The sequence below is a fragment of the Neptunomonas antarctica genome, from assembly GCF_001305295.1.
GTDB lineage: Bacteria > Pseudomonadota > Gammaproteobacteria > Pseudomonadales > Balneatricaceae > Neptunomonas > Neptunomonas antarctica.
In genome coordinates this window covers 31,824-55,294 of record NZ_LJSI01000044.1, presented here as the reverse complement: position 1 = coordinate 55,294, position 23,471 = coordinate 31,824, and the positions used below count along the sequence as shown (strand labels likewise).

General features: G+C 44.4%; 22 protein-coding genes and 1 other RNA gene. 11 read left to right on the top strand and 12 right to left on the bottom strand.

What is annotated here, in order from left to right; translation table 11 throughout:
- The 3 genes from Nant_RS11210 to Nant_RS11200 all read right to left on the bottom strand — a co-directional run bounded on the left by Nant_RS11210 (position 1) and on the right by Nant_RS11200 (position 3,764).
- Positions 1-1,266, bottom strand: a complete 1,266-nt coding sequence (locus Nant_RS11210) for an ABC transporter permease (RefSeq protein ID WP_082400212.1) — start codon at positions 1,264-1,266, stop codon at positions 1-3.
- Positions 1,267-1,460: 194 nt separating this feature from the next.
- Positions 1,461-2,555, bottom strand: coding sequence for an ABC transporter substrate-binding protein (locus tag Nant_RS11205; protein WP_054341738.1), 1,095 nt, complete (start codon positions 2,553-2,555; stop codon positions 1,461-1,463).
- Positions 2,556-2,663: 108 nt separating this feature from the next.
- The gene (locus Nant_RS11200; protein WP_054341737.1) at positions 2,664-3,764 is read right to left on the bottom strand and encodes an ABC transporter ATP-binding protein; all 1,101 of its coding nucleotides are present in this window, start codon (positions 3,762-3,764) and stop codon (positions 2,664-2,666) included.
- 598 nt (positions 3,765-4,362) lie between these two features.
- On the opposite strand from Nant_RS11200, the gene Nant_RS11195 reads away from it, so the two are divergent.
- A complete protein-coding gene (locus Nant_RS11195; protein WP_054341736.1) occupies positions 4,363-5,511 on the top strand; it encodes a pyridoxal phosphate-dependent aminotransferase in 1,149 nt (382 codons plus the stop codon).
- Positions 5,512-5,574: 63 nt separating this feature from the next.
- Positions 5,575-6,360, top strand: coding sequence for an amidohydrolase (locus Nant_RS11190; RefSeq protein WP_054341735.1), 786 nt, complete (start codon positions 5,575-5,577; stop codon positions 6,358-6,360).
- Between the two features lie 45 nt (positions 6,361-6,405).
- On the opposite strand, the gene Nant_RS11185 is transcribed toward Nant_RS11190, so the two are convergent.
- The 4 genes from Nant_RS11185 to Nant_RS11170 form a co-directional block, all read right to left on the bottom strand.
- Positions 6,406-7,377, bottom strand: coding sequence for a ChaN family lipoprotein (locus Nant_RS11185; RefSeq protein ID WP_054341734.1), 972 nt, complete (start codon positions 7,375-7,377; stop codon positions 6,406-6,408).
- A gap of 26 nt (positions 7,378-7,403) precedes the next feature.
- Positions 7,404-8,261, bottom strand: coding sequence for an S-formylglutathione hydrolase (gene fghA / locus Nant_RS11180; protein WP_054341733.1), 858 nt, complete (start codon positions 8,259-8,261; stop codon positions 7,404-7,406).
- A 109-nt stretch (positions 8,262-8,370) separates the two neighbouring features.
- The gene (hpf, locus tag Nant_RS11175; protein ID WP_054341732.1) at positions 8,371-8,745 is read right to left on the bottom strand and encodes a ribosome hibernation-promoting factor, HPF/YfiA family; all 375 of its coding nucleotides are present in this window, start codon (positions 8,743-8,745) and stop codon (positions 8,371-8,373) included.
- 161 nt (positions 8,746-8,906) lie between these two features.
- Positions 8,907-9,227 carry a hypothetical protein gene (locus Nant_RS11170; protein ID WP_054341731.1) on the bottom strand — a complete coding sequence of 107 codons (321 nt, stop codon included), beginning with the start codon at positions 9,225-9,227 and terminating at the stop codon, positions 8,907-8,909.
- Between the two features lie 141 nt (positions 9,228-9,368).
- Between Nant_RS11170 and Nant_RS11165 the strand changes: the two genes are divergently transcribed.
- Positions 9,369-9,842, top strand: coding sequence for a DUF2947 domain-containing protein (locus tag Nant_RS11165; protein ID WP_054341730.1), 474 nt, complete (start codon positions 9,369-9,371; stop codon positions 9,840-9,842).
- Positions 9,843-9,846: 4 nt separating this feature from the next.
- Here Nant_RS11165 and Nant_RS11160 read toward each other — a convergent pair whose 3' ends face one another.
- Complete coding sequence (locus Nant_RS11160) at positions 9,847-10,236, bottom strand: SpoIIAA family protein (protein ID WP_054341729.1); 390 nt, start codon at positions 10,234-10,236, stop codon at positions 9,847-9,849.
- Positions 10,237-10,273: 37 nt separating this feature from the next.
- Positions 10,274-10,900 (bottom strand): TetR family transcriptional regulator, encoded by a 627-nt coding sequence (locus tag Nant_RS11155; RefSeq protein ID WP_054341728.1) that lies wholly within the window; start codon positions 10,898-10,900, stop codon positions 10,274-10,276.
- A 90-nt stretch (positions 10,901-10,990) separates the two neighbouring features.
- On the opposite strand from Nant_RS11155, the gene Nant_RS11150 reads away from it, so the two are divergent.
- The 3 genes from Nant_RS11150 to Nant_RS11140 are packed head-to-tail and all read left to right on the top strand — an operon-like array spanning position 10,991 to position 16,148.
- On the top strand, positions 10,991-12,076 hold the full coding sequence (locus tag Nant_RS11150) for an efflux RND transporter periplasmic adaptor subunit (protein WP_054341727.1): 1,086 nt from the start codon (positions 10,991-10,993) through the stop codon (positions 12,074-12,076).
- 13 nt (positions 12,077-12,089) lie between these two features.
- Positions 12,090-15,173, top strand: a complete 3,084-nt coding sequence (locus Nant_RS11145; protein WP_054341726.1) for an efflux RND transporter permease subunit — start codon at positions 12,090-12,092, stop codon at positions 15,171-15,173.
- Between the two features lie 51 nt (positions 15,174-15,224).
- A complete protein-coding gene (locus Nant_RS11140) occupies positions 15,225-16,148 on the top strand; it encodes a DNA ligase (RefSeq protein WP_054341725.1) in 924 nt (307 codons plus the stop codon).
- 14 nt (positions 16,149-16,162) lie between these two features.
- Here Nant_RS11140 and Nant_RS11135 read toward each other — a convergent pair whose 3' ends face one another.
- The gene (locus Nant_RS11135) at positions 16,163-16,780 is read right to left on the bottom strand and encodes a DNA-J related domain-containing protein (protein WP_054341724.1); all 618 of its coding nucleotides are present in this window, start codon (positions 16,778-16,780) and stop codon (positions 16,163-16,165) included.
- An 82-nt stretch (positions 16,781-16,862) separates the two neighbouring features.
- Here Nant_RS11135 and Nant_RS11130 point away from each other — a divergent pair, with 82 nt between their 5' ends.
- Together Nant_RS11130 and Nant_RS11125 are read left to right on the top strand one after the other, a co-directional pair.
- Positions 16,863-17,381: a DUF3465 domain-containing protein gene (locus tag Nant_RS11130; protein WP_238377127.1), complete on the top strand. Its 519-nt coding sequence runs from the start codon at positions 16,863-16,865 to the stop codon at positions 17,379-17,381.
- A gap of 60 nt (positions 17,382-17,441) precedes the next feature.
- The gene (locus Nant_RS11125; protein WP_054341723.1) at positions 17,442-17,915 is read left to right on the top strand and encodes a peroxiredoxin; all 474 of its coding nucleotides are present in this window, start codon (positions 17,442-17,444) and stop codon (positions 17,913-17,915) included.
- A gap of 85 nt (positions 17,916-18,000) precedes the next feature.
- Here the strand turns inward: Nant_RS11125 and Nant_RS11120 are convergent, their stop codons facing one another.
- Positions 18,001-18,579 (bottom strand): YceI family protein, encoded by a 579-nt coding sequence (locus Nant_RS11120; RefSeq protein WP_054341722.1) that lies wholly within the window; start codon positions 18,577-18,579, stop codon positions 18,001-18,003.
- The gene (locus Nant_RS11115; protein ID WP_054341721.1) at positions 18,576-19,145 is read right to left on the bottom strand and encodes a cytochrome b; all 570 of its coding nucleotides are present in this window, start codon (positions 19,143-19,145) and stop codon (positions 18,576-18,578) included. The genes Nant_RS11120 and Nant_RS11115 overlap by 4 nt, the downstream gene beginning before the upstream one ends.
- A 166-nt stretch (positions 19,146-19,311) precedes the next feature.
- Between Nant_RS11115 and Nant_RS11110 the strand changes: the two genes are divergently transcribed.
- The 3 genes from Nant_RS11110 to Nant_RS11105 all read left to right on the top strand — a co-directional run bounded on the left by Nant_RS11110 (position 19,312) and on the right by Nant_RS11105 (position 23,460).
- Positions 19,312-20,250, top strand: coding sequence for a LysR family transcriptional regulator (locus Nant_RS11110; protein ID WP_238377126.1), 939 nt, complete (start codon positions 19,312-19,314; stop codon positions 20,248-20,250).
- A 101-nt stretch (positions 20,251-20,351) separates the two neighbouring features.
- Positions 20,352-20,447: signal recognition particle sRNA small type (ffs, locus tag Nant_RS21055), an RNA gene on the top strand.
- Positions 20,448-21,324: 877 nt separating this feature from the next.
- A complete protein-coding gene (locus tag Nant_RS11105) occupies positions 21,325-23,460 on the top strand; it encodes an OmpA family protein (protein WP_054341720.1) in 2,136 nt (711 codons plus the stop codon).
- Positions 23,461-23,471 lie beyond the last annotated feature (11 nt).

Genomic DNA, 23,471 nt, shown 5'->3' with positions numbered 1-23,471 from the left:
TTACCTCAAACTCATCTGATTGTTATTGCCTACAAAACGGCTATAAAGTGCATATAGACCCATCACAAACACCAATAGAATTACGCCAAGTGCCGCAGCAAGTCCCCAGTTAAGAGATTTTTGCATATGATAGGCAATCATGTTGCCGATAAATTGACCTGACTGACCACCGACCAGCGCAGGAGTGATGTAATACCCTATGGCCAGTATAAAGACCAGAATCGCGCCCGCAGAAACCCCAGGTACTGATTGAGGCAGATAAACGCGATAAAACGCGGTGAAAGGGGTCGCGCCTAATGAACGGGCTGCACGCATATAACTCGGCGGTACAGTCTTCATCACTGAATACAGGGGCAGAATCATAAATGGCAACAGAATATGTGTCATGGTGATGACGGTACCCGTGGCGTTGTAGATCATGCTCAGGCGGCTTTCATCATTTACTAGCCCAAACCACACCAGTACGTCATTGATTACGCCTTGTCCTTGTAGCAACGCTATCCATGACGAGGTTCGAACCAGCAAAGAGGTCCAGAAGGGTAGCAATACTAATATCATAAGGGTGTTTGCTATGCCCATAGGCAGTGACGCCAGCAGATAGGAAACGGGGTAGCCTAAAATCAATGTTAATAGGGTTATCAACACCGACATCCAGATGGTACGCCAGAGCATGGCGAGATAGACTCGCTCTTTTTCGGGCAGCATTTTGATTTCACCGTCAGGTGTTGTTTCCATATCAAAGGCAGCGATGTAATAAGAGGCTGTGAGGCTTTTTGATTCTCGTTTTATAACTTTCCAGTTATCGATATCACTCCAGCCTGCTTTAATCTTTATAACCTGATCTTTATAGGGTGGCTTTAGTTTGCCTGCCTTGCGCGCGGTACCCATTATCAGGCTGCGCATTTGACTTTTTTCATAATTAAGGCGGGTGGCTACTTTACCAATAGTGTAGTTTTTGCGGCCCTCAGCAAGGTCTGTCACTAGTGCGGCAAAGGTCGCCTCATCCGGAAGTTCATTACCATCCCAGTCAGCGAGGGCTGCGGAGGTGTTCGGCATGTACTCGAGTACTTGCGGGTTATCAATCGAACGGTACAGCATGGATGCTATGGGGGCGACAAAAGTTACCATAATGAAGATAAGCAGCGGAGCAACCAAAAACAGCGCGCCGATTTTTTTACGACGCAGGGATCGATGCATATCGGCGGTTAAGCGCTTCTGCTCTTCCGGGGTTAACTGGCCTTCGGCCTCGACTGTATTTGCCATCATGAGAAACACAAACCCTTTAATAAAGATGAATTAAAATGGCGGTTGTATGAGGTAATGACCGCCCGTGGTGTGAGTCATCATCCAAACTCAGACCAAATTCTGATTCTGTGCTAGGTTAAGCTTCTGACCTTAGCGTGGAAATCAGTATTTAAACTAATAAAGAGGGGGCTGGGAAGCCCCCGCAGTTTACTCTCTTATTGTATAAGCCATGCGTTGAAGCGCTGACGTAGTTCATCACCATTATCAGCCCAGAACGCTGCATTCTTTTTAATAGGCGTTTTGAAGTTTGCTGGGTTAGTAGGCATGTGAGGCGCCATCTCTACACCGGTTTCTTTATGTGTGGAGACTAAAGGTGCGGAAGACTTACGAGCAGGCCCGTAAGAGATATATTTGCTCTGATCTGCAAGGCGCTGGGTGTCAGTCGCAAAGCGAAGATAGTCCATAGCCGCTTTCTTGTTAGGTGTACCTTTAGGAACGATATAACCGTCCAGCTCGAATACCTGACCGTCCCAGATTAGCGTGAATGGTTGGTTTTCAACTACCTGAGCGTTAAAAATACGGCCGTTATAAGCGGAAGCAATGGCAACTTCTTCGTCGGCCAGTAGCTGTGGTGGTTGTGCACCCGCTTCCCACCAGATTACACTATCCTTGATGGTATCGAGTTTAGCGAAAGCACGGTCTACACCTTCAGGAGTTCCGAGGACAGTATAAACGTCTTCATAGGGAACACCGTCAGCAGCCAGTGCCCATTCAAGGTTAGCATCGGGTATTTTCTGTAGGGCGCGTTTACCCGGAAATTTTTTGACGTTGAATACATCAGCAATAGTTTTCGGCTTTTCACCCGGGAATGCGTTGTTGTTGAATGAAAACAGTGTGGAGTAAACAATGCTTGGAACGAAGCAGCCAGAGAGAGATCCTTCTACAAAGTCCTCCATAACAGGGGTGCCGTCTGCACCGGGATTTAAGTCTTTTTCATAATCCAGCACTTGCGCAAGGCCTTCGTCACAGGCCAGCATGGCATCCCCTTCCAATATATCAACAATGTCCCAGGTAATGTTACCTGCTTCTTGTTGTGCACGAAGACCGGCCAGAGCGTTACCTGACTTATCTGCATCGACGATCTTGATGCCGGTTTTAGCCGTGAAGGGGTCACTATAAGCCGCGCGTTGAGACTGTGTGTATGCGCCGCCCCATGATACGGCCGTCAGGGTTTCTGCAGCCATTGCAGTAGAAACGCAGATCGCAGCACCGATTGCCACGACAGACTTTAGTTTGGAAAACTTCTTCATTTGGTATTTCCTCTAAGACTTTATGACATGACGTCTGTTTGAAGACGCTGTTAAAAAGTTCATCTAATTGTGATTGATTATTTTTATATATTTAGCAACATGATGCTATCAGGCCGGATTAAGAGCACGACAGTCTTTGGACGACCAGCCAATGGCTGATGTTCCACCCACTTGCAGTCCCTTGTTATCAGTTGAGTTGGCGACCTTAACAATGAAATCTTTATGGCCGCATACGTTCATACGCACACGCTTGTGATCTCCAAGGTAGATAACTTCCTCAACCTTGCCTTTGAAAATGTTGTCACATTGTCCTTCTACCGGATCGAGAAATACCCGTTCAGGGCGTAAAGAAAGAGTGCTTTCTTTACCAATCCCATCGGTATTTATATCGAGAGCTGTAACTTCTTCTCCAGTGGATAAGCGGATCTTACAGACACCATCCTGGGTTGATTGCAGCGTGCCAGACAGTTTATTGTTCTCGCCAATAAACTGGGCAACAAAGGAGTTGATCGGTTTTTCGTATAGTTCGGAAGGGGGGGCTAATTGTTGAATCACACCGTCGTTAAATACGGCTATGCGGTTAGACATTGTCAGTGCTTCAGATTGATCATGGGTCACATAAACGACGGTGACGCCAAGACGCTCGTGAATATGTTTGATCTCATATTGCATCTGTTCACGCAGGTTTTTGTCCAGCGCACCGAGTGGTTCATCCATAAGAATAAGCTCAGGCTCAAATACCAATGCCCGGGCTACCGCAACACGTTGTTGCTGGCCACCGGATAACTGAGCAGGGCGTCGGTCTCCGAAGCTACCCAGTTCGACCATATCAAGTGCTCTGTTTACCCGCGTCTCTATGTCTGATTTACCCATTTTGCGGACTTGAAGTGGAAAGGCTAGGTTCTCAGCAACCGTCATATGCGGAAACAAGGCATAGTTTTGGAACACCATACCTATACCCCGTTTGTGGGGTGCCACGTTGTTGATGGCTTGGCCATCCAGATATATATCGCCGTGGGTTGCGGTTTCAAATCCTGCCAACATCATTAATGAAGTTGTTTTCCCTGAACCGGAAGGCCCAAGCATGGTTAGAAACTCTCCGCGTGGAATGTCGATGTTCAAGTCCTTAACTACGAGTATTTTTCCATCGTAGCTTTTCTGAACACCGTCAAATCGTACAAAAGCCTCATTGGAAGCTGAATTTTCCATTTATTTTTATGCCTCGCTACAATTTGTTTTTTTGTTGCCTGCAAATTCAAAATCTGTAGTTGGATACTATTTGTTTTCTATCTTTACCCTAAGGTATTACGGAGCATTAATGCAAACTTAACCTTTGGAAAGCTTTGATTTAAGTAATAATACCTAAATTAAAGATTAAAACATTATGTTTTATCTGTTGTTTTCATGTAATCGACAAATTATTCTTTTTTATGTTTTTTGGGTGTTTGCATAAACAGCTGACGTATGTATCAAGCTGGTGCGTATTTCGATGCTACATGCCCCGCTTTGTTTCTTTTTGTTATATCACTGCCCCATTCTGGGTTGAGCCGCCCTGGGCGAAATTAAAGATGCTAATGCTGGAGATACAACTGAAATCGATATAGCGATTTCAGTTGTATGGGCTTTCCATTTATTTTAGGTCCTATGGCGGAGAAGTTGCATTATTGTAAAGAAGCCCGAAATTAGTCGCTGAATTGCCCAAAACTGACTATATTAAAGTCACACTATAGAGCGTGACTAAAAGGGTATTCGCCGTCTAATCGCGTATCAATGACCTCCTTCTTTATTTTATACCGGGCTTCCTTAAATGAACTATCCTGCCACGAAATTACCCAAAGTCGGCACGACTATTTTTACTGTGATGTCTCAGATGGCTGCAGAATATAAGGCCATCAATCTGTCTCAGGGTTTTCCTGACTTTGATGGCCCTAAAAACTTATTAGGTTCCGTGGGGCAATATATTTCTCAAGGAGCGAATCAATATGCACCTATGACAGGTATACCGGCGCTGCGTGAAGAAATTGCTAAAAAAGTGGCAATGCTTTATGGCAAGACAGTGTCGCCTGAAACCGAGGTAACGGTAACATCCGGTGCCACCGAAGCTCTCTTTGCAGCGATTGCCGCAGTTGTCAGACGCGACGATGAGGTGATTATTTTTGATCCTGCCTATGATAGTTATGAGCCTGCGATTGAACTCAATGGTGGCGTGGCTGTTCATTTGCAGTTACACGCGCCTGCTTTTCGTATTGATTGGCAGCAGTTAAAAGATGCTATTACGCCGAAAACGCGCATGATCATTATTAATACACCACATAATCCAACCGGTTCTATTTTATCGGCAGAGGACCTTGAACAATTGGCAGCGCTGGTACGTGATACTGATATCCTGTTGCTGGGTGATGAGGTATATGAGCACATCGTGTTTGATGGTCATCAGCACCACAGTTTACTCAGCCATCCTGAGCTATATCAACGCAGTTTTGTGGTGTCCTCTTTTGGTAAAACTTACCACACGACTGGTTGGAAAATCGGATATTGCGTGGCACCTGCGGTGTTGTCAGTCGAGCTTCGTAAAGTTCACCAATATCTTACGTTTTCGACCTCCACACCGATGCAGTTTGCATTGGCCGATATTATGCGCGAGCAACCGTCGCATTATCATGAGTTACCGGCGTTCTATCAGCAAAAACGCGACTTATTCAACTCACTTTTAGCGCCAGGAAAATTCTCATTTACGCCCGCTGAAGGTACCTATTTTCAGCTGGTAGACTACAGTGCGATCAGTGAGTTGAACGATGTAGAGTTCTGTCAGTGGTTGATTAAAGAAGTGGGAGTGGCGGCGATACCTGTCTCGGTTTTCTGTAATACAAATCCTGAAATGAAGTTAATTCGTTTCTGTTTTGCAAAAGGTGATGAGACCTTAAGGAATGCAGCGGCGCGTCTTATTGCGATATAAGGTCGTGATCCGGGTCGTTCCCAGATAGTGATAAGGAAAACAGGAATAGTTAGGAGAGCAGGCATGGTGCCGATAGAAAATTTACGCGTAACACTGATTCAAACAGAGCTGGTTTGGCAGTCGCCCGAAGAAAATCGACAGATGCTGGCTGAAAAAATGCAATCGCTTGCAGGGCAGGCTGATCTGATTATTTTGCCAGAAATGTTTACTACCTGCTTTATGATGAGCCCTGAGCGACATTCTGAACCAATGGAAGGAGAGACGCTTTTATGGATGCAGGCCCAGGCGGTAGCGTTGAATGCTGCTGTGTGTGGTTCTGTGGCTATTCAAGAAGGCACTCAATACATTAATCGGATGCTGCTGGTATCTCCGACAGGAGATGTGCAGTCTTATGACAAGCGCCACCTGTTCCGCATGGGTAATGAACATGAGCATTATAGGGCGGGCTCTGAGCGAGTTATTTTTGAGTATGCTGGGTGGCGTATATTGCCAACTATCTGCTATGACTTGCGTTTTCCTGTGTCTATGCGTAACCAGAATGATTATGATCTGGCCATTTGTGTTGCTAACTGGCCCGCACCTCGTCGTAATCCCTGGCGTATTTTGTTGCAGGCCCGGGCGATCGAAAACCAATGTTATATGCTGGGTGTAAATCGTGTAGGAGAAGACGGTATTGGGCTGCATTACAGTGGTGATTCGTTAGCCATTAATTTTAAGGGTGAGCTGATGCTGGATAAACCACAAGGGCAGAGTTTTGTTGAGACTGTGGTGCTGAATTTAAGCGAAGTTCAGCAATTCAGAGAGGTGTTTCCTGCATGGCAGGATGCTGACTCATTCACGATGATGTGAAGAGCTGTGTTGTTACGGGTTTGATCAGTTATTCCATTTTATTACTTATTGATCAGCAGATGACTTATGCCGGAGGCGTAAGTCATCACAATGATCTTCATTCGATTGCATCGGGGTGAACCAGATGTAGTCGGCTTCACTGGATGAGGCATAATCCTCTGGGTTGTTTTTACCTTCTGCGACTTCAGATAGTAGCAGCGTCTTTAGCGTGCTATGCGTCAATTGTTGTAGATGCAGCGGCACACCGACATCTTTTAGCGTATGGAAGCTGCCAGCAATCAGCACAGAAGGGCCTCGGCCTGTTGTGACCATGGCATTAGCCATACTCGCATCCCGCTCCAATTGTATAGCGAGCATCGGTACCAGCTGATCTCTGGGCATCATCTGACAATGGCTCTCATACACTTGATTCAGTATGGTTTCTTTAACCTTATCAGAGATCTTTTCGACTGTTTTGAAACCCGCTGCTGAAGATGTCTGCTGAGAACTGGCCAGTCGATAAATTTCTTTTATGGTTGATGTGTTGATGTTACCTGCTTTTATCGAAGCATGCCGTCGCACCGCGGTTTCGATTAAGGGGCCGTAATCATTCCATGGCCAGCCTTTATCATTCCACTCTAGTTTCTGGTTCATCTTTTCAAGCGTATCGTCTGTATTCAATGTATTGATTTTGGATTGTTGTTCCAGAGTCAGCATTTCAAAAACGACCTGAGTAGACGAATCGTTTAATAACTGTTCTAAAATCCGTTGTTCAAGACGATGGTGATCATTGTTATCATGCTTTTCGCCTACGAGAATATAGGGCGTTTGTTGTAAGGCTGAAAATAAGGCGGCTTCACTGATAAACTGCTGCTGCTCAATATTATAAATTTTTCCTACCAGCGTGTGGTCCTGTAAAAGTGGCGCTAGCCACAGGTTACTTGTATGTCCATATACGGGGAACAGTATCAAAGAATACGAAGCTATTTTAACGAATAGCTCGCTGACGCGTTTAATGCCAAGAGTGCTTAAAAACATATCCTTCTCCTCCGTAGGTCCATTGCTTATAAAATCCCTAACGCTGTTGCGTGGTGCTTCAGGTGATCATCAATAAAGGTACTGATGAAATAGTAACTGTGATCGTACTCCGGTTGTACTCTCAGTGTGAGCGGATGATTAACGGCCTCACATGCTTGTTTCAGATTGTCGGGTTTTAGCTGCACATCAAGGAAAGAGTCAGCACTTCCCTGATCAATGAGTAACGGCAGTCGTTCGGTTAAAGATGTACGGATCAGTTCGCAGGCATCATAAGCTTCCCAGGCTTGCTTGTTACTGCCTAAATAATGCGAAAAGGCTTTTTCTCCCCATGGACACTGTGATGGATTAGTAACGGGTGAAAAGGCGGAGACCGAGCGGTAGTGTCCGGGATTTTTTAAAGCACATATCAGAGCTCCATGGCCGCCCATCGAATGACCGCTAATTGATTTCAGGTCTGAAACAGGAAAGTTTTGTTCGATCAGCGAAGGTAATTCAGTCACAACATAGTCATACATCTGGTATGTTTCGGACCAGGGAGCCTGGGTTGCATTCAGATAAAAGCCAGCCGCACTGCCAAAATCCCATGAATCATGCTCACCTGGGTAATCTGTACCCCGTGGGCTGGTATCAGGACAGACAATCGCGAGGCCTAATTCTGATGCGAGCTTTAATGCACCGGCTTTCTGGCAAAAGTTTTCATCATTACACGTCAGACCTGATAGCCAATAAAGGACCGGAAGTGGCTTGTCATTAGCGGTGTCCGGTAGGTAAATGGCTAAAGTCATACGGCTTTTGGTTGTTGTTGAATGGTGGCTAATCCGTTTTAACCAGCCATTACTTACACGTGTTTGGCTGAGAAGCTCAATAGCAATGTCCTGTTCCATTTTTGAAGCCTGTATTGTTGGTCATGATGTGAATGTTAAAAGCTAACAAGAAAAAAGGCCCCGCAGGGCCTTTATCTATATAAACTGGATTTATTAAAAAAAGTGATGACTAAGCTTGGTAAACCTCTTCTTCGTCATCAATGTCATCATCATTAATGGCCTCTTCACCAATCAGCGTGGTGTGTTTTGGTGTGCCTTTTTTGTGCACTTGTTTGTCATGAAGCTTAGCTAACTGACGATCGATTTTTTGAGCCAGTGCATCCAAAGCGACAAAGAGATTTTCATCAGATGCTTTGGCATTAATTTCTCTGCCAGCTGTATGTAGGGTGGCTTCTACCTCTTCCAGTCGGTCTGTTTTGTCAAGAGTAACCTGTACGGTTGATATATTGTCGTATCGTTCCTGACTTTGTTCTAGCCAAGATTCAATTTTTTCGCGAACTGAAGGAGAAACTTTATCGTGACGGTTAGTGATGTTGATGATCATATAATTTCCTTACTTTGTAAAAATGCAACTGTAACAGCTGCGTATAAATCAACATTGATATCGTGACGCGGTGGAGCTCCGTTTGGTTGTAGTGAATAGATTAATTGCTCTAAATTCACTATAGACCCGATTTAGCGGAAAAGGAAAGGGATTTTACAGCTTTATTCTTCAACCCAAATTTCACGAACGACTTCGCCGAAATCATCATAGATAATTTTCTTATGAGGTCGTTTGGGTGGGGAGTATGCTGTTTTTTCGGTTTTCACCCGGCGACGAGCATCAATAGCATTGAGTGCTTCGGGTACCGGTGTTCGTTCCTGTTTAGGATGACCAAACACGAAACTGTTACGATGATAGGCTCCGTCTTCTAAGCCTGTAGCGCCACTGTTGACTTCTTCAACGGTACCGCCATTATTGATAAATTCTTGAACTTTACGTTCAAGTTCGTGACGGGTCTGTGCTTTGGTGGGACGTTTATTCATGGAACATATTATGCCTGATCGCGGAGCGTGATGAAATGTATTGGGCAGATACTTTGTATGGGTATGCCTGTAGAGTACACAGGTGTGTCTGTGACCGCTAGCCGGTATACTTTGGCCAAAACGTCTTAATAGAGTTAATAAATGAATTATATCCCTTTAAACGAGTATCGCCATCTTTGGTTTTATCAACACCAGGATATGCCGATCTCTGCTGACGATCTTTCCTTGATTAAACCCATGACAGTAAAACGGGCAAGTGAAATATGGGCGCTTAATATTAGTCAGGATAGTCTTGATGCGAGCGAATTAGCGAAGGATGATTGGGCGAATCAGGCTGCATCCTGGGACGAAACAGGGTTTTGGCAAAGTGCATGGGAGGGTGATGCTGATGCGCTCCCTGAGCTCGTTGACGAATACATCGGGTGGGAAGGGAACAGTATCGTGTATTTCTGTTATTCGGGAGAACATGTTGTTGAAACCACATGGGACATCTTTAGAAAGCATTGGAAAAACTTTCTATTCCTGGATGACGGCCCGCTTCTCATTGGAAAGAAACGTAAAGAAGCCATCCAGTTTCAGCAGAATGGCTCGTTTACGTTAGGCAAGCGCCCATAACCGGTTATTGTTCAGTTTGTACGCCAGCCTCAACATCATCTACCCAGTGTAGCGCCTGGAGGAACTGGCGTTCTTCAAAGTGCCTGGTTTCACCTTTGATGAGATAGTTGCCGAGTTTGGTTGCCCATTCTATCCAGTCAGGTCCACCCACAACGGCCAGGCGAAGAAAGTCTTCAGTATGTTCCAAACCTAATTTGGCATCTTCCCAAACAGCTCCCGCTTCCATGCCGCTAAACGACTGGTCAAGATAGATAACAACCCGCAATGGCCCGTAGGGGCCTATTTTCTCATTAATCAGTGGCACTAATACGTTCTGATAATCTTCTGCTGTCAGCTTTTCAGAAGCCTGTACGACGATCAGGTCTCCTGCAGTATCAGGTAATATGAATAGCATAGTTAATCTCTGGTGTGTTTTGGTTCTATTTTACGGGTTATTCAGCGTGAAAATAGCCATCAAGGAACAAATCTATTAATTGATCGCTATTATTTTTCAGATCAATTTTCATAATATGAGTATTCATGTTGATATCGACGAGGCCGTGTAGATAGCTCCACAAAGCGCCGGCTAAAAACTCAGGGCTGTGGGTTGATTTCAGTAAATTCTGGCTCCCTAAATTACTCAGAGCGACCACAAATGCCTGATAAAAAATAAACGATTTATCTTCAAGATAAGACTGCAGTTCAGTCTGATGAGTCGTTATTTCAGTTGAATTAAGCGTGATGCGCACCGTTTGGCTTACTTTTGGGTTCTGAGTGACCTGCTTTATCATTTCCTTGATGGTATTTTTAAAATGGTTACAGGGCTCTGCTGCTGAAACTGCAGTGATTTTAGTAATAAATTCCTGCATGATAGGCGCAGCGTCCCTATCCCATAGTGCTTTAATGACATCTTCTTTATTTTTGAAATGCCAATAGACAGCCCCGCGAGTCATGCCCGCTTTTGAGGCGATGTCATGCAATGTCGTGTGACTTATACCCTGATAGCTAAATAGCTCAGCAGCGGCATCCAGAAGTGCATGATAGGTTTTCAGTGCTTCTTGTTTTGTTTTCTTTGCCATATCTTACTGCTTGTACCGTTATATATACCTTTGAGGTTTGAATTATATAAGATAAAATACATTCATTCACGAATGTTTATGGCTTATGTAATGAAAATTATACTCAAAATTTCGATTCTAATATTGACTGGGTTTGTGCTTGCTGGGTGTGATAAGTCAGCGTCGTCGACGCAAGAAGTAGTGGAGTTGATCAGGCCGACCCGCATTGCGATAGCAGAGTCTGCAGCGGTTAACATGAAACGGGTTTTTCCCGCGACCATTGAAGCATCAAGGCATTCGGCGCTGGCATTTCGTGTATCAGGGCAGTTAAGAGAGCTCCCGGTAATTGCCGGTACGGCTGTTAAAAAAGGTGATGTGCTTGCCCGCTTAGATCAGGCCGATTTCAATAATGCGTTGGCAGATCGTCGCGCGCGTTATGATTTGGCACGCATTCAGTTTACACAGATAGAATCGCTGCTACAGAAAAAATACGCCAGCCAGACAAAGCTGGATGAAGCACGTGCTAATTTAAAGGCCGCCGCCGCCGCGCTAGCGACAGCAACTGATAACTTAAGTTACACGACATTACTTGCTCCTTTTGATGGTGTAATTGGGCGTGTTGATATCGAAAATTTTCAGTCAGTGCAAGCGCAGGTGCCCGTGATTGAGTTACAGGATACCCATGAAATCGATATTAACTTCAGCGTGCCTGAAGGGCTGTTAACGCAACTTGACCCTAAGGTCGATGCTAAAAGCGCCTGTGCTGAGGTGAGATTCGAGAGTCAATCTGAGCAGTCATTTACGGCCTGCTACAAAAAACATGACTCCGTCCCGGATGCCGTAACGCGTACCTATCGCGTGGTCTTTAGCATGGTTAAGCCAGAGACGTTCCGGATATTACCCGGGATGTCGGCCAGTATCGAATTAGATCTGACGGGTGTTTTGCTGGGTGAGCCAAGCGGCACGGCGGTTAGTGTGCCGTTAAGTGCTGTTTTTGAGAAAGAGTCTCAAACCTTTGTGTGGCGTTTAAATACGCAGATGCGAACTGAGTTGGTCCAGGTTTCTACGCTACGAATCATAGGTGAGACAATACTGATTAATGGCATCTCATCGGGTGACCGCATTGTGACAGCAGGTGTCGCTTATATTCAACCAGATCAAAAAGTCCGTGCTATCGAAAAAGAACGCGGATTATAAGGAAGGCATAACAATGAATCTGGCTGAATACAGTATCCGTCATACGACGATTACATGGATGATGGTAGTTCTCCTGATACTCGGTGGAATCTTTTCATTTACGGGGCTAGGACGTCTTGAAGATCCTGCTTTTACCATCAAAGAAGCGCTGATTAATACCGCGTATCCCGGCGCTTCTCCGCTTGAAGTTGAAGAGGAGGTAACTTTGGTGCTGGAGAATGCGATCCAGCAATTACCTTACGTGGATGAAATAACATCCACCTCTAGTGCGGGCTTTTCTCAGATAAAAGTGACGATGAAAAGCATCTACCGTAAAGATGACCTCGCGCAAATCTGGGATGAAATGCGCAGAAAAGTTAACGATCTGACACCTTTCTTGCCATCGGGCGTTACACCGCCGCAGATTATTGATGATTTCAGTGATGTGTATGGCATTTTTATGTCAGTTACAGGGCAGGGGTATGACTACAAGCAGCTGTCAGATTATTCAGATTTTCTAAAGCGTGAATTGGTGTTGGTTCCTGGTGTCAGCAAAGTCATTGTGGGTGGCAAGCGTTATGAACAGATAACCATAACGATTGATCGCGCTCGATTAGCCGCCTCTGGTTTTTCTGTAACGGCCTTACAGCAGGTTCTCAGTACGCATAATCTGGTCGGTGATGCCGGCAGTATTAAGGTTGGCAGTGAATATATCCGTATCAGTCCTGTGAGTGATACCGGGCAGCTAGCGGCAGGCTTAGGCGGAATTTTGCTAGGCGAGACCAATGGAGAGCTTGTTCATCTGGTAGATGTCGCTCATATCAAAAAAGAATATATTGATCCGCCTACTCATCTGTATCGATTTAATGGCGACTCCGCACTCACGGTTAATGTCTCGTTTACCGCTGGTGTTAATGTGGTGGATGTAGGCCATGCGATTACACAACGCATGGCTGAACTTGAGTACGCTCGTCCCGTAGGGATGCAACTCGACTACATCTATAACCAGCCTGCTCAGGTTGAGGCCTCGGTTAATGACTTCCTGATTAGTCTGGCACAAGCCGTTGCTATTGTGGTGATCGTGCTATTGGTGTCGATGGGTGTTGGGCCCGGTGTCTTGATGAGTGCTGTCTTGTTGCTCACTATTCTGGGGACTTTTATTGTCATGCGTATCACTGGGATTGAGTTACATCGCATCTCATTAGGCGCGCTGATTATTGCACTGGGAATGCTGGTTGATAATGCCATTGTTATCACCGAAGGGGTGATTATCGGCATGCAGCGCGGGTTAACGCGGATGCAGGCGGCTAATAAAATCGTCAACAATACCCGTTGGCCTTTGTTGGGAGCCACGGTCATCGCTATTACTGCGTTTGCGCCTATTGGTTTGTCACCTGATGCCAGTGGCGAATTCACCAGCAGCTTATTCTGGGTGCTGTTTATTTCATTATTACTGAGCTGGATAATGGCGGTCACTATCACGCCTTTTTTCTGTTATCTGGTGTTTAAAGATAAACCTATATCAGCAGTATCTGAATCGGAAAAGCTACCTGATATCGATCCCTATAAAGGCATTATCTATCAGGGTTATCGATCATTATTGAACGTTTCGCTGCGATTTCGCTGGACGACTCTGCTGCTGTTAGTGGGTATTCTGATGGGATCAGTCTATGGCTTTAAATACGTAAAACAGGGTTTTTTCCCCTCGACCTCCTTACCCTTGGTGCTGGTGGATTATTGGTTACCACAAGGTAGCGATATTCGTGCTACGGAAGCCGATATCAAGCAGTTAGAGCAGCGCATTCTGACATTACCGAATATTGATAAAGTAGTGAGTACCATTGGTCGTGGTGCCGATCGGTTTATGCTGACCTATAGCCCGGAGCGAAATTTTGCGAGCTATGCTCAGGTGATTTTACAAACGGACACTTATGAAGATCTTGAACCGACTATCCAGCGTGTTCAGCATATTTTGCAGGAAGAGTATCCACAGGCTTTTACAAAATTTACGCAGGTATCTATCGGGCCTTCCACTAAAGCTAAAATTGAAGCTCGATTAAAAGGCCCCGATCCCGATGAATTGCGTAGATTGGCTGCTCAGGTGACTGCAATTTTTAATGCAGAGTCAGAGGCTATTAATGTTGATCAGGATTGGCGCTCACGTACCAAGGTGCTGCGTCCGGTTTATGATGAAGCCGAAGGTCGACGTTTGGGTATCAGTGAAACGGATCTGAATAATGCATTAAAAATGAACGTGAATGGCCTGACGATTGGCATGTATCGAGATGGAGCAGATCAGTTGCCTATCGTTTTAGCGTCTCCTGCGTCTGAAAAAGAGGGCGTAGAAGGGCTGAAAAACCTACAGATTTATAGTCCGGCACAGCGTGCTTATATCAGTATTGGGCAGGTCGTTAAATCATTTGAAATAGCCTGGGAAGATCCGTTAATTAAGCGCCGCGACCGTAAGCGTACACTCTCAGTTATGGCTGATCCTAACCCAGTGAGTGATATCACAGCCGTCGACCTGCTCGGTAAATTACGAAGCAAAGTAGAAGCCTTACCGTTACCCGCCGGCTACGAGCTTGAATGGGGAGGGGAGTACGAAGCGCAACAAAAAGCCAACAAAGCCGTGTTTACGCCATTTCCACTAGGCATTTTGCTGATGTTTGTTATCACCGTGTTCATGTTTAATTCAATGAAACAGACAATGGCAGTGTGGTTAACCGTACCGTTGGTGATTATTGGTGTGACATGGGGGTTGATTGTAATGGGCGCTCCTTTTAGCTTTACGGCGTTACTCGCTATTCTTAGTTTGGTTGGAATGCAGATTAAAAACGGCATTGTGCTGGTCGAAGAGATCAAACGCTTAGAAGACGAGGAGGGGGTTTCATGGTTGCAGGCTATTCAGGACGCGGCGGTTAGCCGTGTAAGGCCGGTAGCGATGGCCGCCATTACAACAATTTTAGGTATGATTCCGTTGTTATCTGATGTATTTTTTGAACCAATGGCCGTCACGATTATGTTCGGATTAGGTTTTGCGACTATCCTTACGCTGTTTGTTGTGCCCGTACTTTTTGCGCTGTTTTATGGTGTAGACAGTCGTAAAAGACTGTCTTAAAAAAGTCAAAAAGAATGCCGTAAAAATAGTCCACTAACCAAGGATGGTTTTATGTACTTATCTTTTAAAAAGAGCGTTATTAAAAAGTATTGCTCTGAAAATACAACACAAAAACTCTTATTGAGTCTGCCTTTGTTGGCACTGGGCACATTCACGGCGTGTTCTGCCTGGGCGACAGTGAGTGAAATAAGCAATATTCCTCCTTTGCAGCTGGCAGAAAGCCTTGATCCAGATGAACTGCATATTGATCTGAAAGGATACTGGTATGCCGAAAAATTGGACGGTGTCCGGGGTTACTGGGATGGGCAGCAGCTATTAACCCGACAGGGCAATCCTATTCATGCGCCGGCATGGTTCACGCAAGCGTTACCGACTATCGCCATGGAAGGTGAGTTGTGGATTGAGCGACAACAATTTGACCGTGTATCGGGGATTGCGCGTAGCTTACAGGCAGATGAAGAAAGTTGGCGCGCCGTTAAGTTTTACCTGTTTGATCTTCCTCATTATCCCGGTACGTATGAGCAGCGTCGCGCTGTTTTAGAAAAATGGGTCGCGTCGATGGCACAAACACATATTCAAGCGGTCGACATTTTACCTTTTAGCTCGTCCCGGGCACTTGAGCAGCAATTGACTGATTGGACGGCAAAAGGTGCAGAAGGTGTGATGCTTTATCGCGGCGCAGGGCTCTACCAAGCGAAACGTACGCATGATCTTCTGAAACTAAAGGGATATGAGGATGCAGAAGCGCAAGTTGTCGAATGGTTGCCGGGAAAAGGTAAATATAAAGGAATGCTCGGTGCGCTACTTGTCGAAGATAAAGAGGGCATGAGATTTAGAATAGGAAGTGGTTTCAGTGACGCCGAACGACAGGCTCCTCCTGATATCGGCAGCACCATCACTTATAGGTTTAACGGTAAAACCCGATACGGTAAACCGCGTTTTGCCCGATTTGAACGGATTCGGTTAATCGAATAGCCTGGCAGCCAGCATCACGTAAGCAGCTCATAGGCTTCACGTATGGCAATAAACGTATCCGGATCTCCGCCTTTATCGGGATGATGCTGAGCGGCTAACTGGCGGAATTGTCGTTTGATAGTGATTTTATCAGGAGACTGCTCTGATATTTCCAATACGGCTAATGCTTCATTGTATTGTTGTGGGTTGAGAAACCGCTCCCAGAAACTGTTCAGTAACTGGGAAACGGAGGCTTCATCGGCATTGTCATACTGTGACCAATCCAGATAATAAGAGCTCAGTGCTTCATTACGGCTTTGCTGAGGCAGCGTTTGTGTGGTGGTATCGCTTGAAATAAAATCAGCCGCGTTTATGTGCTGCGTTTCCAAATGTGTTTCCAGATGGCTTTCCAAATAAATGTGCATGGCCGAGATTGAGAGATACAGCTGTTCGTCTTCCCAGAAAGAAGCCTGCAGCTGATAAAGTGCATTCATTGTTAAGAAATGTTTCTGAAACAGTGCTAATTCAGGCGGTGAATTGATCGCGTCAAAAATCCCTGCAAACTCGGCCGCTTTAATGAGGGTGTATTCATCAAAACCTGTCGGGTGTTTCCTTAGAGTTGCCAAAGCGATGGCAATAATAGGATTATGCATACGCGTTATACCCTTTTAATATTGATCTCATTTTATATAGCTTAACATTCTATAGGCTGCTTTTTAGTAAAAGGAATAATTTGTGAAAATACCGCTTAGCCCTAAATTTAGTTCTAAACTTAGCTCTAAACTACGTATCCTTCTTATTGCTGTATTAGGTCTGGTTTGGGTAGCCAATGAATACGGGTCGGGAAACCTGATTAAGCAGGACGTCGGGACAGCTAATTCAACTCAACAATCGGCAAGCAATACAGCGATAGCAGACTCATCGCAGGGTGACATTGAAGCAGCATTCAGGAATAAGCAAAGTGATATTATTATCAGTGCGCAGGGGACGGTCGTAAAAGTACTTCCGGATGATACAAATGGCTCTCAGCATCAGCGCTTTATAGTGAAAATAAACCCGACTCAAACCATCCTGATTGCTCATAATATTGATCTGGCGCCAAGAGTTAACGCCTTGAAAGTAGGTGGTTTAATCCGATTTAAGGGTGAGTACGAGTGGAATAAAAAAGGTGGCGTCGTGCATTGGACGCATCATGATCCGGCAAATCGACATGTCGCTGGATGGATAGAGCTGAACGGGCAGCGTTACCAATAAAATTCCTGTTTGTTTGAGTGAAATTTGATTAAAATGACGGTCACACTTGTGGAGATTATCATGATTCAATTAGGAAACTCGATTCCAGCAGTATCTGTAACGCTGGTGACAAAGGATGGTCAGGAAGCAACCACAGCGGATACATTATTCGCAGGTAAAAAAGTAGTTCTATTTGCGGTTCCCGGCGCTTTTACGCCAACCTGTTCTGCGCATCATCTACCAGGGTTTGTTGTTCTCGCAGACGAGATTAAAGCAAAAGGCGTTGATATGATCGCCTGTATCTCCGTAAACGATGCATTTGTTATGCGTGCATGGGGTGAACAGCAGAATGCAGAAGCCATCACTATGATTGCTGATGGTGCCGGTGCTTTTACCAAAGCGCTAGGTCTTGAAATGGAAACCGGTGATTTCGGCGGTATGCGTTCACAACGTTATGCGATGATTATCGATAATGGTGTTGTGAAACAATTAAATGTTGAAGCGCCAAAACAGTTCGAAGTCAGTAAAGCAGAAGCGGTTCTTGCTGCGTTGTAACATCTGATATAGCGTTGTAAGCATTAAAAAGGCACCTTAGGTTATATATATACCTTGGGGTGCCTTTTTATTATCTGTTATCAGTTTACTGGCGAACACCTTCAACAGTCAGAGTAAGGTAGAGCGTTTCAGAGGCTGGGCCTAAATTGTAGCTGATATCAAAATCTTTCAGCTGGATTTCAGCAGAGCCTTCAAAACCTACACGGAAACCACCCCAGGGATCTTTTCCTTCACCGCCTTTAGTAACAGCCAATACCACAGGCTTAGTCACGCCGTGTAGTGTCAGGTCTCCCATCAGAGATGCAGACCCATCACCATTATCAGTGTATTGCGTGCTAACAAACTTAGCCGTAGGGAATGCTTTAACATCCAGAAAATCACCGCTGCGAATGTGTTTATCGCGTTCAGCATGATTTGAATCGACGCTACTTGTATCAATATTAACCGATACGGTTGAATTGTTGGGTTGCTCTGCATCGTAGCTGAATTGACCATCAAATGTATTGAAGCGGCCACTTACCCAGCCAATACCTAAATGGCTAATACGAAATTCAATAGCCGCATGAGCACCTTTAGAGTCAATAACATAGTCAGCTGCGTAGACAGGCGTTGCCGCCAGAACTAAACCGCCCAGTGCCAACGTTGTTTTAAGATATGTATTCATGGAGTCTCCTTGATTCCCAACATTCTGTTGAGTGTTGAGTCTTTATCGATAAAGTGATGTTTAAGTGCAGCGATAGCATGTAAAGCCGTGAATGAAATAAGCGTAGTGGCCACGATAAAATGAATTTCGCCGGCAATATCTTCCTGGTTTTCAACAAGCTCAGGTAAAGCAGGTACGCTAAACCAGTCAAAGACACTAATGGCGCGTCCATCGGCCGTAGAAATAAGGTATCCGGAGATTAAAACAGTGATCAATACCAGATAAAGCCCTGCATGGCCCAGTTTAGTTATCCGTTTGATAAGATCTGAATGTGATTCAATAGGTGTTGGCTGAGGGTTTATAGCTTTCCATCCAAGCCTGATTATAAGAAAAATGGCGACCAGAATACCGATGCTTTTATGCCAGTTTGGGACCGTTGTGTATTCTGGGTCGTAGTAAGTTAAGGAGTCTATATACAGGCCAAGAGGGTACATACCCATAATGGCTAATGCCATTAGCCAGTGCAGCGCAATGGAGCCCCAGCCATAGTGGGTTGTTTGATTACGCACTGCTTTTATTAACGCCATTGTTATCTCGTTGCTTGTGTTGCCAAAAATGCCTGATAGATAAAAAAATCAGACTCTTACTGTTCATATTAGTTCGCAAGTTTTACGGTATATCGCATCAGTGCTGTCAGCACATTTTGATGGATACAGTATAAAGGTGCATAATGAATTCATCTAATGCATTTTGATGATGGTAAGTATGCGTAAAGTGAATTTAAGATCGGTAGACCTCAATCTTCTGGTAGTGCTTGAGGCCCTGTTAGATGAAAAACAAGTCACAAAAGCAGCAGAAAGGCTGCATATGAGCCAGCCAGCTGTGAGCCGTGCTTTACAGCGGTTACGGAGCACTTTTTCAGATCCATTACTGGTAAGAAGTACAGAAGGGTACGACCTGTCCGTAAGAGCAACACAGATAATCGGCGACCTGAAAACCTTACTGCAAAGTGTCAGCCATATTATTTCAGAACCTGAATTTAGCCCTAAAACCTCTAAGCAAATCGTTAAAATTGCAGGGCCCGATTTAGAAACAGCCCTCTATATACCTGATTTATTAGCAGTGATGCGCCAGGAAGCGCCTGAAATGCAGGTGGAACTGGATTCACGACCCGCCGATTATTTTGAAATGCTTTCAAGAGGGGATATTCATTTTGCAATCTCCGGTCTCGCGCCATTGATAGCGGAAGATCAATTTCATCGGGTAATGTTGGATGTAACAGATACCGCGCTGATAATGGGCGAGCATCACCCTCTAGCAAGCAAAGAGATTACGTTGGAGGAATATCTGTCTGCCCGGCATGGATTCATATCGATTACCGGTAAAGGCCCTGCGATTATGGATGACCGGCTACGGGAAATGGGAAAAACACGAAACACAGTGCTGCGTCTGAGTAGCTTTATGAGCGTGGCTGATTTTTGTGAAAAAACCGATCTGCTGTTCATGCTGCCTACTAATCTGATCGCGAAAATATCACAAGGCAGGGCCGTCGTAACCAAGATATTGCCGCCAGAGCTAAAAGGCGAGCCGCTACCTTTTTACCTGTACTGGCACGCCAGAGACCACCACGACCTGATGCATCGCTGGATAAAAAAGTCGATAATACGCCAGGCGGGGCAGCATTCAATGTAGATCAACTTAAAAGTAAGAGTTTGTTTGCAATACAAAAACACACTGCTATAATGCGCCCCTGTTCTGCAAAGAACAGAAAGATCGACCTGCTATGGTAGCTCTGCCGGTCCTCTCGCAACGATAAACCGTGAACCTGGTCAGATCCGGAAGGAAGCAGCCACAGCGGTGATTCGTGTGCCGGGATGTGGCTGGTGGAGCTATCACCATCTCTTTTTTTACTTTGTCGTTTGCACCATAAGTCTGCATAAATTGAATATAAGTCTGCATAATTTGCATAAAAATCCTTCATAAATACTATTTTTGTAGTGAAACTACGAAGATGGTGACAGTGCTATGGTTCGACGTAACCTTGAATATTCCCGCGTAAAAAACCTTTTTAAGTTTGCCAGTCTTTAAATGGATAGCGTCATGACCGACGAGTCCCCAGAGCTCTTGCCCAGCCATCTAAATCCCTGAAAGCGAACGCTGAGCGAGCGGAAGACCATGGCAACCATCCACTGAATCCACAACCCTAAGCTTACATTGGTCAGTCATTCACTATATCCAGCAGAATGGAGCTTTTGCTTCTTGTTTAATGTTTGGTTTCATTCAACCAAGCAGCAGTTTCATAAATTAACCCTCTACTTTAAACACTATTTGATCTTCTTTTGCATAAGTAAAAAGCTTTAAATCTGAAGCAGAGAAAGTGACTGAGGTTCAGGCTGTATAGAGTTGTTTTATCCCGTTTCCACGGACAGTCAGTGAACCGTCTGAATTAACTTACGCTTTTCCCTCTGGTTATTGATTGCACAGCATAGTAAATACATCTGCCTTCCTTCCTTCGATAAAGAGCTGCTCGATCCCAGCTTGCATAAGATACTAGCGCCAAAATAGTCGCTGACATAATTTACCCCTACCACCATTGAAAACAATGTCGGTTTAAGTTTTTGTTGGTTCTCTTTAGATATTCTCATTTCTACACATGACACCTTTAACTGAAGGGTGAACATCGATATAACTTATATTGTATTTTTCAATTGCACCGTGAGAGTATGAAGATCAATGTTTATATCATTGAGAAAGAAGGGGTGCATTATGAGTAGGAAGTCAAAGATAATACTTGGTGACCCGATTAATGAAAAAGAATTCGTTTCTCAGCCTGAAAATGGAGTGGGGTTCGAATTTGGGAAATCGGTACCTGACCTTAAAACACAGAAAAATTTGATTCAATATTTCGACAGAATACAGCACGATATTGTTGGCACTCAGAATAAAGTCATTATCCGCGGTTATGCCAGCCATCCAGGTTCAAATTCATTCAATCGTAATCTATCTCTTAAACGAGCCCAATGGCTAAAAGCATGGCTAGTCGACCAAGGAGTTGATTCTGAGAGAATAAGTGTGATTCCGATGGGTGAGTGGGCTGTAGAGCCTGGTATAGATGAACCAGAGAACCCTGATGCTGAATATGATGTGGCCGAGAATCGCAGTGCTCTTATTGACATTGAATATAATAATGTCCCGGACCCTATTCCAAAAAAGGAGGAAGACGTAAAGGATGAATCAGAACTGACGGAGCTTCGAAATGAACGCTTTCCTGATAACTTTGATCAAGACTGGTTAGATGGAAAAGAACTATTCCAGAAGTTGGTTGAACCTGAAGCGGACTTAATAAGACGGGAAATAGCGCTACCTGAAAATCCGATTATGGCTGCCCCATCTGACAATCCAGAAAAGTTCCAAGGGCAAGTTTGGGATATTGTAAAAGGCGGGAGGAAAATCAATCCATTACAAGTGGGTAAAACTTTAGGTAAATCGATATTAGGTAGTTTTATTGATCTTGCTACATCGAATTTAACTGGAGAGATTGCTGATCAACGATATGACATGTATGGAGCCCTTTCAATAGCAGTAGCAGCTGGTATCGATGAAAATTATGATGCTGACCTAAAAAGTATGACAGATGTTCAAAGGGCTCTTTACAATCATTTATTACCGAAAGTAGAAAAATTAAGCACTAGAGAGAAGCATGTAATACAGGCTTACTTAGTAGAAAAAGATCAAGGATCTAATGTGAGTGTAAATCCTACACGGCTTTCTGAGGGAAAACTTGATGAGATTTTCAGCGGATACACGATTCAATCTGGCGCGGAAAAAGCATTTAACGCTTCGGAGTATAGATACAAATCTAGCTATGATGAATCAGGTCTCTATTTTATTGAAAGTAATAATATTTTAATTATACAAAGTTGGACTGATATTGTAGATGATATAAACCGGCAAGTCAGTGAGATGATAAAAGCAGCTGAAGTAACTGATCAAGCCGATAATGGTGTTACTTCAGAACCCTCTGATTCAGCATCTATACAAAACCCTTGGGGCTCAGATGAGGATAGTTTTGATTCAGTCGAACCGGAAATTACAGACCTTGTTAATCGACGTTTTGATTCAGTAGAATCGATAATAACAGACTTTTTTGATCGACGTTCTCCTCCTGCCGAGAATGACATTATTTTACAACCCTTTGATCCAATGAACCCTCAATTAGTTGACGGCCATTTTTATACAGGTGATCCAGATGAACCTCTCGTTGAATTCTTATCGAGTGAAGAAGGTATTGCTCCTTATCCGGCCGAGGATGATATTGCTTCAGAGCCCTCTGATTCAAATCCATCATTTGACCATGCTAAGGTAGCTGCCGTACATCTGGATATATACAACGATCCTGATCCAGATGAACCTCAAATTAACGTATTATCTAATGAAGATGAACTTGTTTCTTATCCAGCAATCACTTCAGACGATGATGATATTATCTCACAACCCTCTGATTCAACATCTGAGCAAAACCCTTGGGGTTCGGATGAGGATAGTGTTGATTTAAATTCATCATCTGATCATGTTGACGCTGAGGTAACTACAGCAGAATTAGATATGGACTATCCTGACCCAGATGAACCCAATGATTTGTTTGATAAGCATGATAACAAGGATGACTATGATAAAGATATTGGCGACATTAAAGAAAATGGCGAAGTTAAAGAAGTTGACGATGATGAAGTGAATGGCGAGGGTAAAGATATTGGCGACATTAAAGAAAATGGAGAAGTTAGAGTGTCTGATGAGAACGAGAGCATGTATGGTTGTGAAAAAGACGAGCCACCATCACCGGCACCATCGGCTGATGCAGCAAATGCAGAAGCATCAGATGCATCAGATGCACCAGCGTAGGAGTATATGTT

What these genes read in the sequence shown, in the direction of transcription:
- Nant_RS11210 (WP_082400212.1), bottom strand. Translation starts at nt 1,266, where the DNA reads ATGATGGCAAATACAGTCGAGGCCGAAGGCCAGTTAACCCCGGAAGAG.
- Nant_RS11205 (WP_054341738.1), bottom strand. Translation starts at nt 2,555, where the DNA reads ATGAAGAAGTTTTCCAAACTAAAGTCTGTCGTGGCAATCGGTGCTGCG.
- Nant_RS11200 (WP_054341737.1), bottom strand. Translation starts at nt 3,764, where the DNA reads ATGGAAAATTCAGCTTCCAATGAGGCTTTTGTACGATTTGACGGTGTT.
- Nant_RS11195 (WP_054341736.1), top strand. Translation starts at nt 4,363, where the DNA reads ATGAACTATCCTGCCACGAAATTACCCAAAGTCGGCACGACTATTTTT.
- Nant_RS11190 (WP_054341735.1), top strand. Translation starts at nt 5,575, where the DNA reads ATGGTGCCGATAGAAAATTTACGCGTAACACTGATTCAAACAGAGCTG.
- Nant_RS11185 (WP_054341734.1), bottom strand. Translation starts at nt 7,377, where the DNA reads ATGTTTTTAAGCACTCTTGGCATTAAACGCGTCAGCGAGCTATTCGTT.
- fghA (WP_054341733.1), bottom strand. Translation starts at nt 8,261, where the DNA reads ATGGAACAGGACATTGCTATTGAGCTTCTCAGCCAAACACGTGTAAGT.
- hpf (WP_054341732.1), bottom strand. Translation starts at nt 8,745, where the DNA reads ATGATCATCAACATCACTAACCGTCACGATAAAGTTTCTCCTTCAGTT.
- Nant_RS11170 (WP_054341731.1), bottom strand. Translation starts at nt 9,227, where the DNA reads ATGAATAAACGTCCCACCAAAGCACAGACCCGTCACGAACTTGAACGT.
- Nant_RS11165 (WP_054341730.1), top strand. Translation starts at nt 9,369, where the DNA reads ATGAATTATATCCCTTTAAACGAGTATCGCCATCTTTGGTTTTATCAA.
- Nant_RS11160 (WP_054341729.1), bottom strand. Translation starts at nt 10,236, where the DNA reads ATGCTATTCATATTACCTGATACTGCAGGAGACCTGATCGTCGTACAG.
- Nant_RS11155 (WP_054341728.1), bottom strand. Translation starts at nt 10,900, where the DNA reads ATGGCAAAGAAAACAAAACAAGAAGCACTGAAAACCTATCATGCACTT.
- Nant_RS11150 (WP_054341727.1), top strand. Translation starts at nt 10,991, where the DNA reads ATGAAAATTATACTCAAAATTTCGATTCTAATATTGACTGGGTTTGTG.
- Nant_RS11145 (WP_054341726.1), top strand. Translation starts at nt 12,090, where the DNA reads ATGAATCTGGCTGAATACAGTATCCGTCATACGACGATTACATGGATG.
- Nant_RS11140 (WP_054341725.1), top strand. Translation starts at nt 15,225, where the DNA reads ATGTACTTATCTTTTAAAAAGAGCGTTATTAAAAAGTATTGCTCTGAA.
- Nant_RS11135 (WP_054341724.1), bottom strand. Translation starts at nt 16,780, where the DNA reads ATGCATAATCCTATTATTGCCATCGCTTTGGCAACTCTAAGGAAACAC.
- Nant_RS11125 (WP_054341723.1), top strand. Translation starts at nt 17,442, where the DNA reads ATGATTCAATTAGGAAACTCGATTCCAGCAGTATCTGTAACGCTGGTG.
- Nant_RS11120 (WP_054341722.1), bottom strand. Translation starts at nt 18,579, where the DNA reads ATGAATACATATCTTAAAACAACGTTGGCACTGGGCGGTTTAGTTCTG.
- Nant_RS11115 (WP_054341721.1), bottom strand. Translation starts at nt 19,145, where the DNA reads ATGGCGTTAATAAAAGCAGTGCGTAATCAAACAACCCACTATGGCTGG.
- Nant_RS11110 (WP_238377126.1), top strand. Translation starts at nt 19,312, where the DNA reads ATGATGGTAAGTATGCGTAAAGTGAATTTAAGATCGGTAGACCTCAAT.
- Nant_RS11105 (WP_054341720.1), top strand. Translation starts at nt 21,325, where the DNA reads ATGAGTAGGAAGTCAAAGATAATACTTGGTGACCCGATTAATGAAAAA.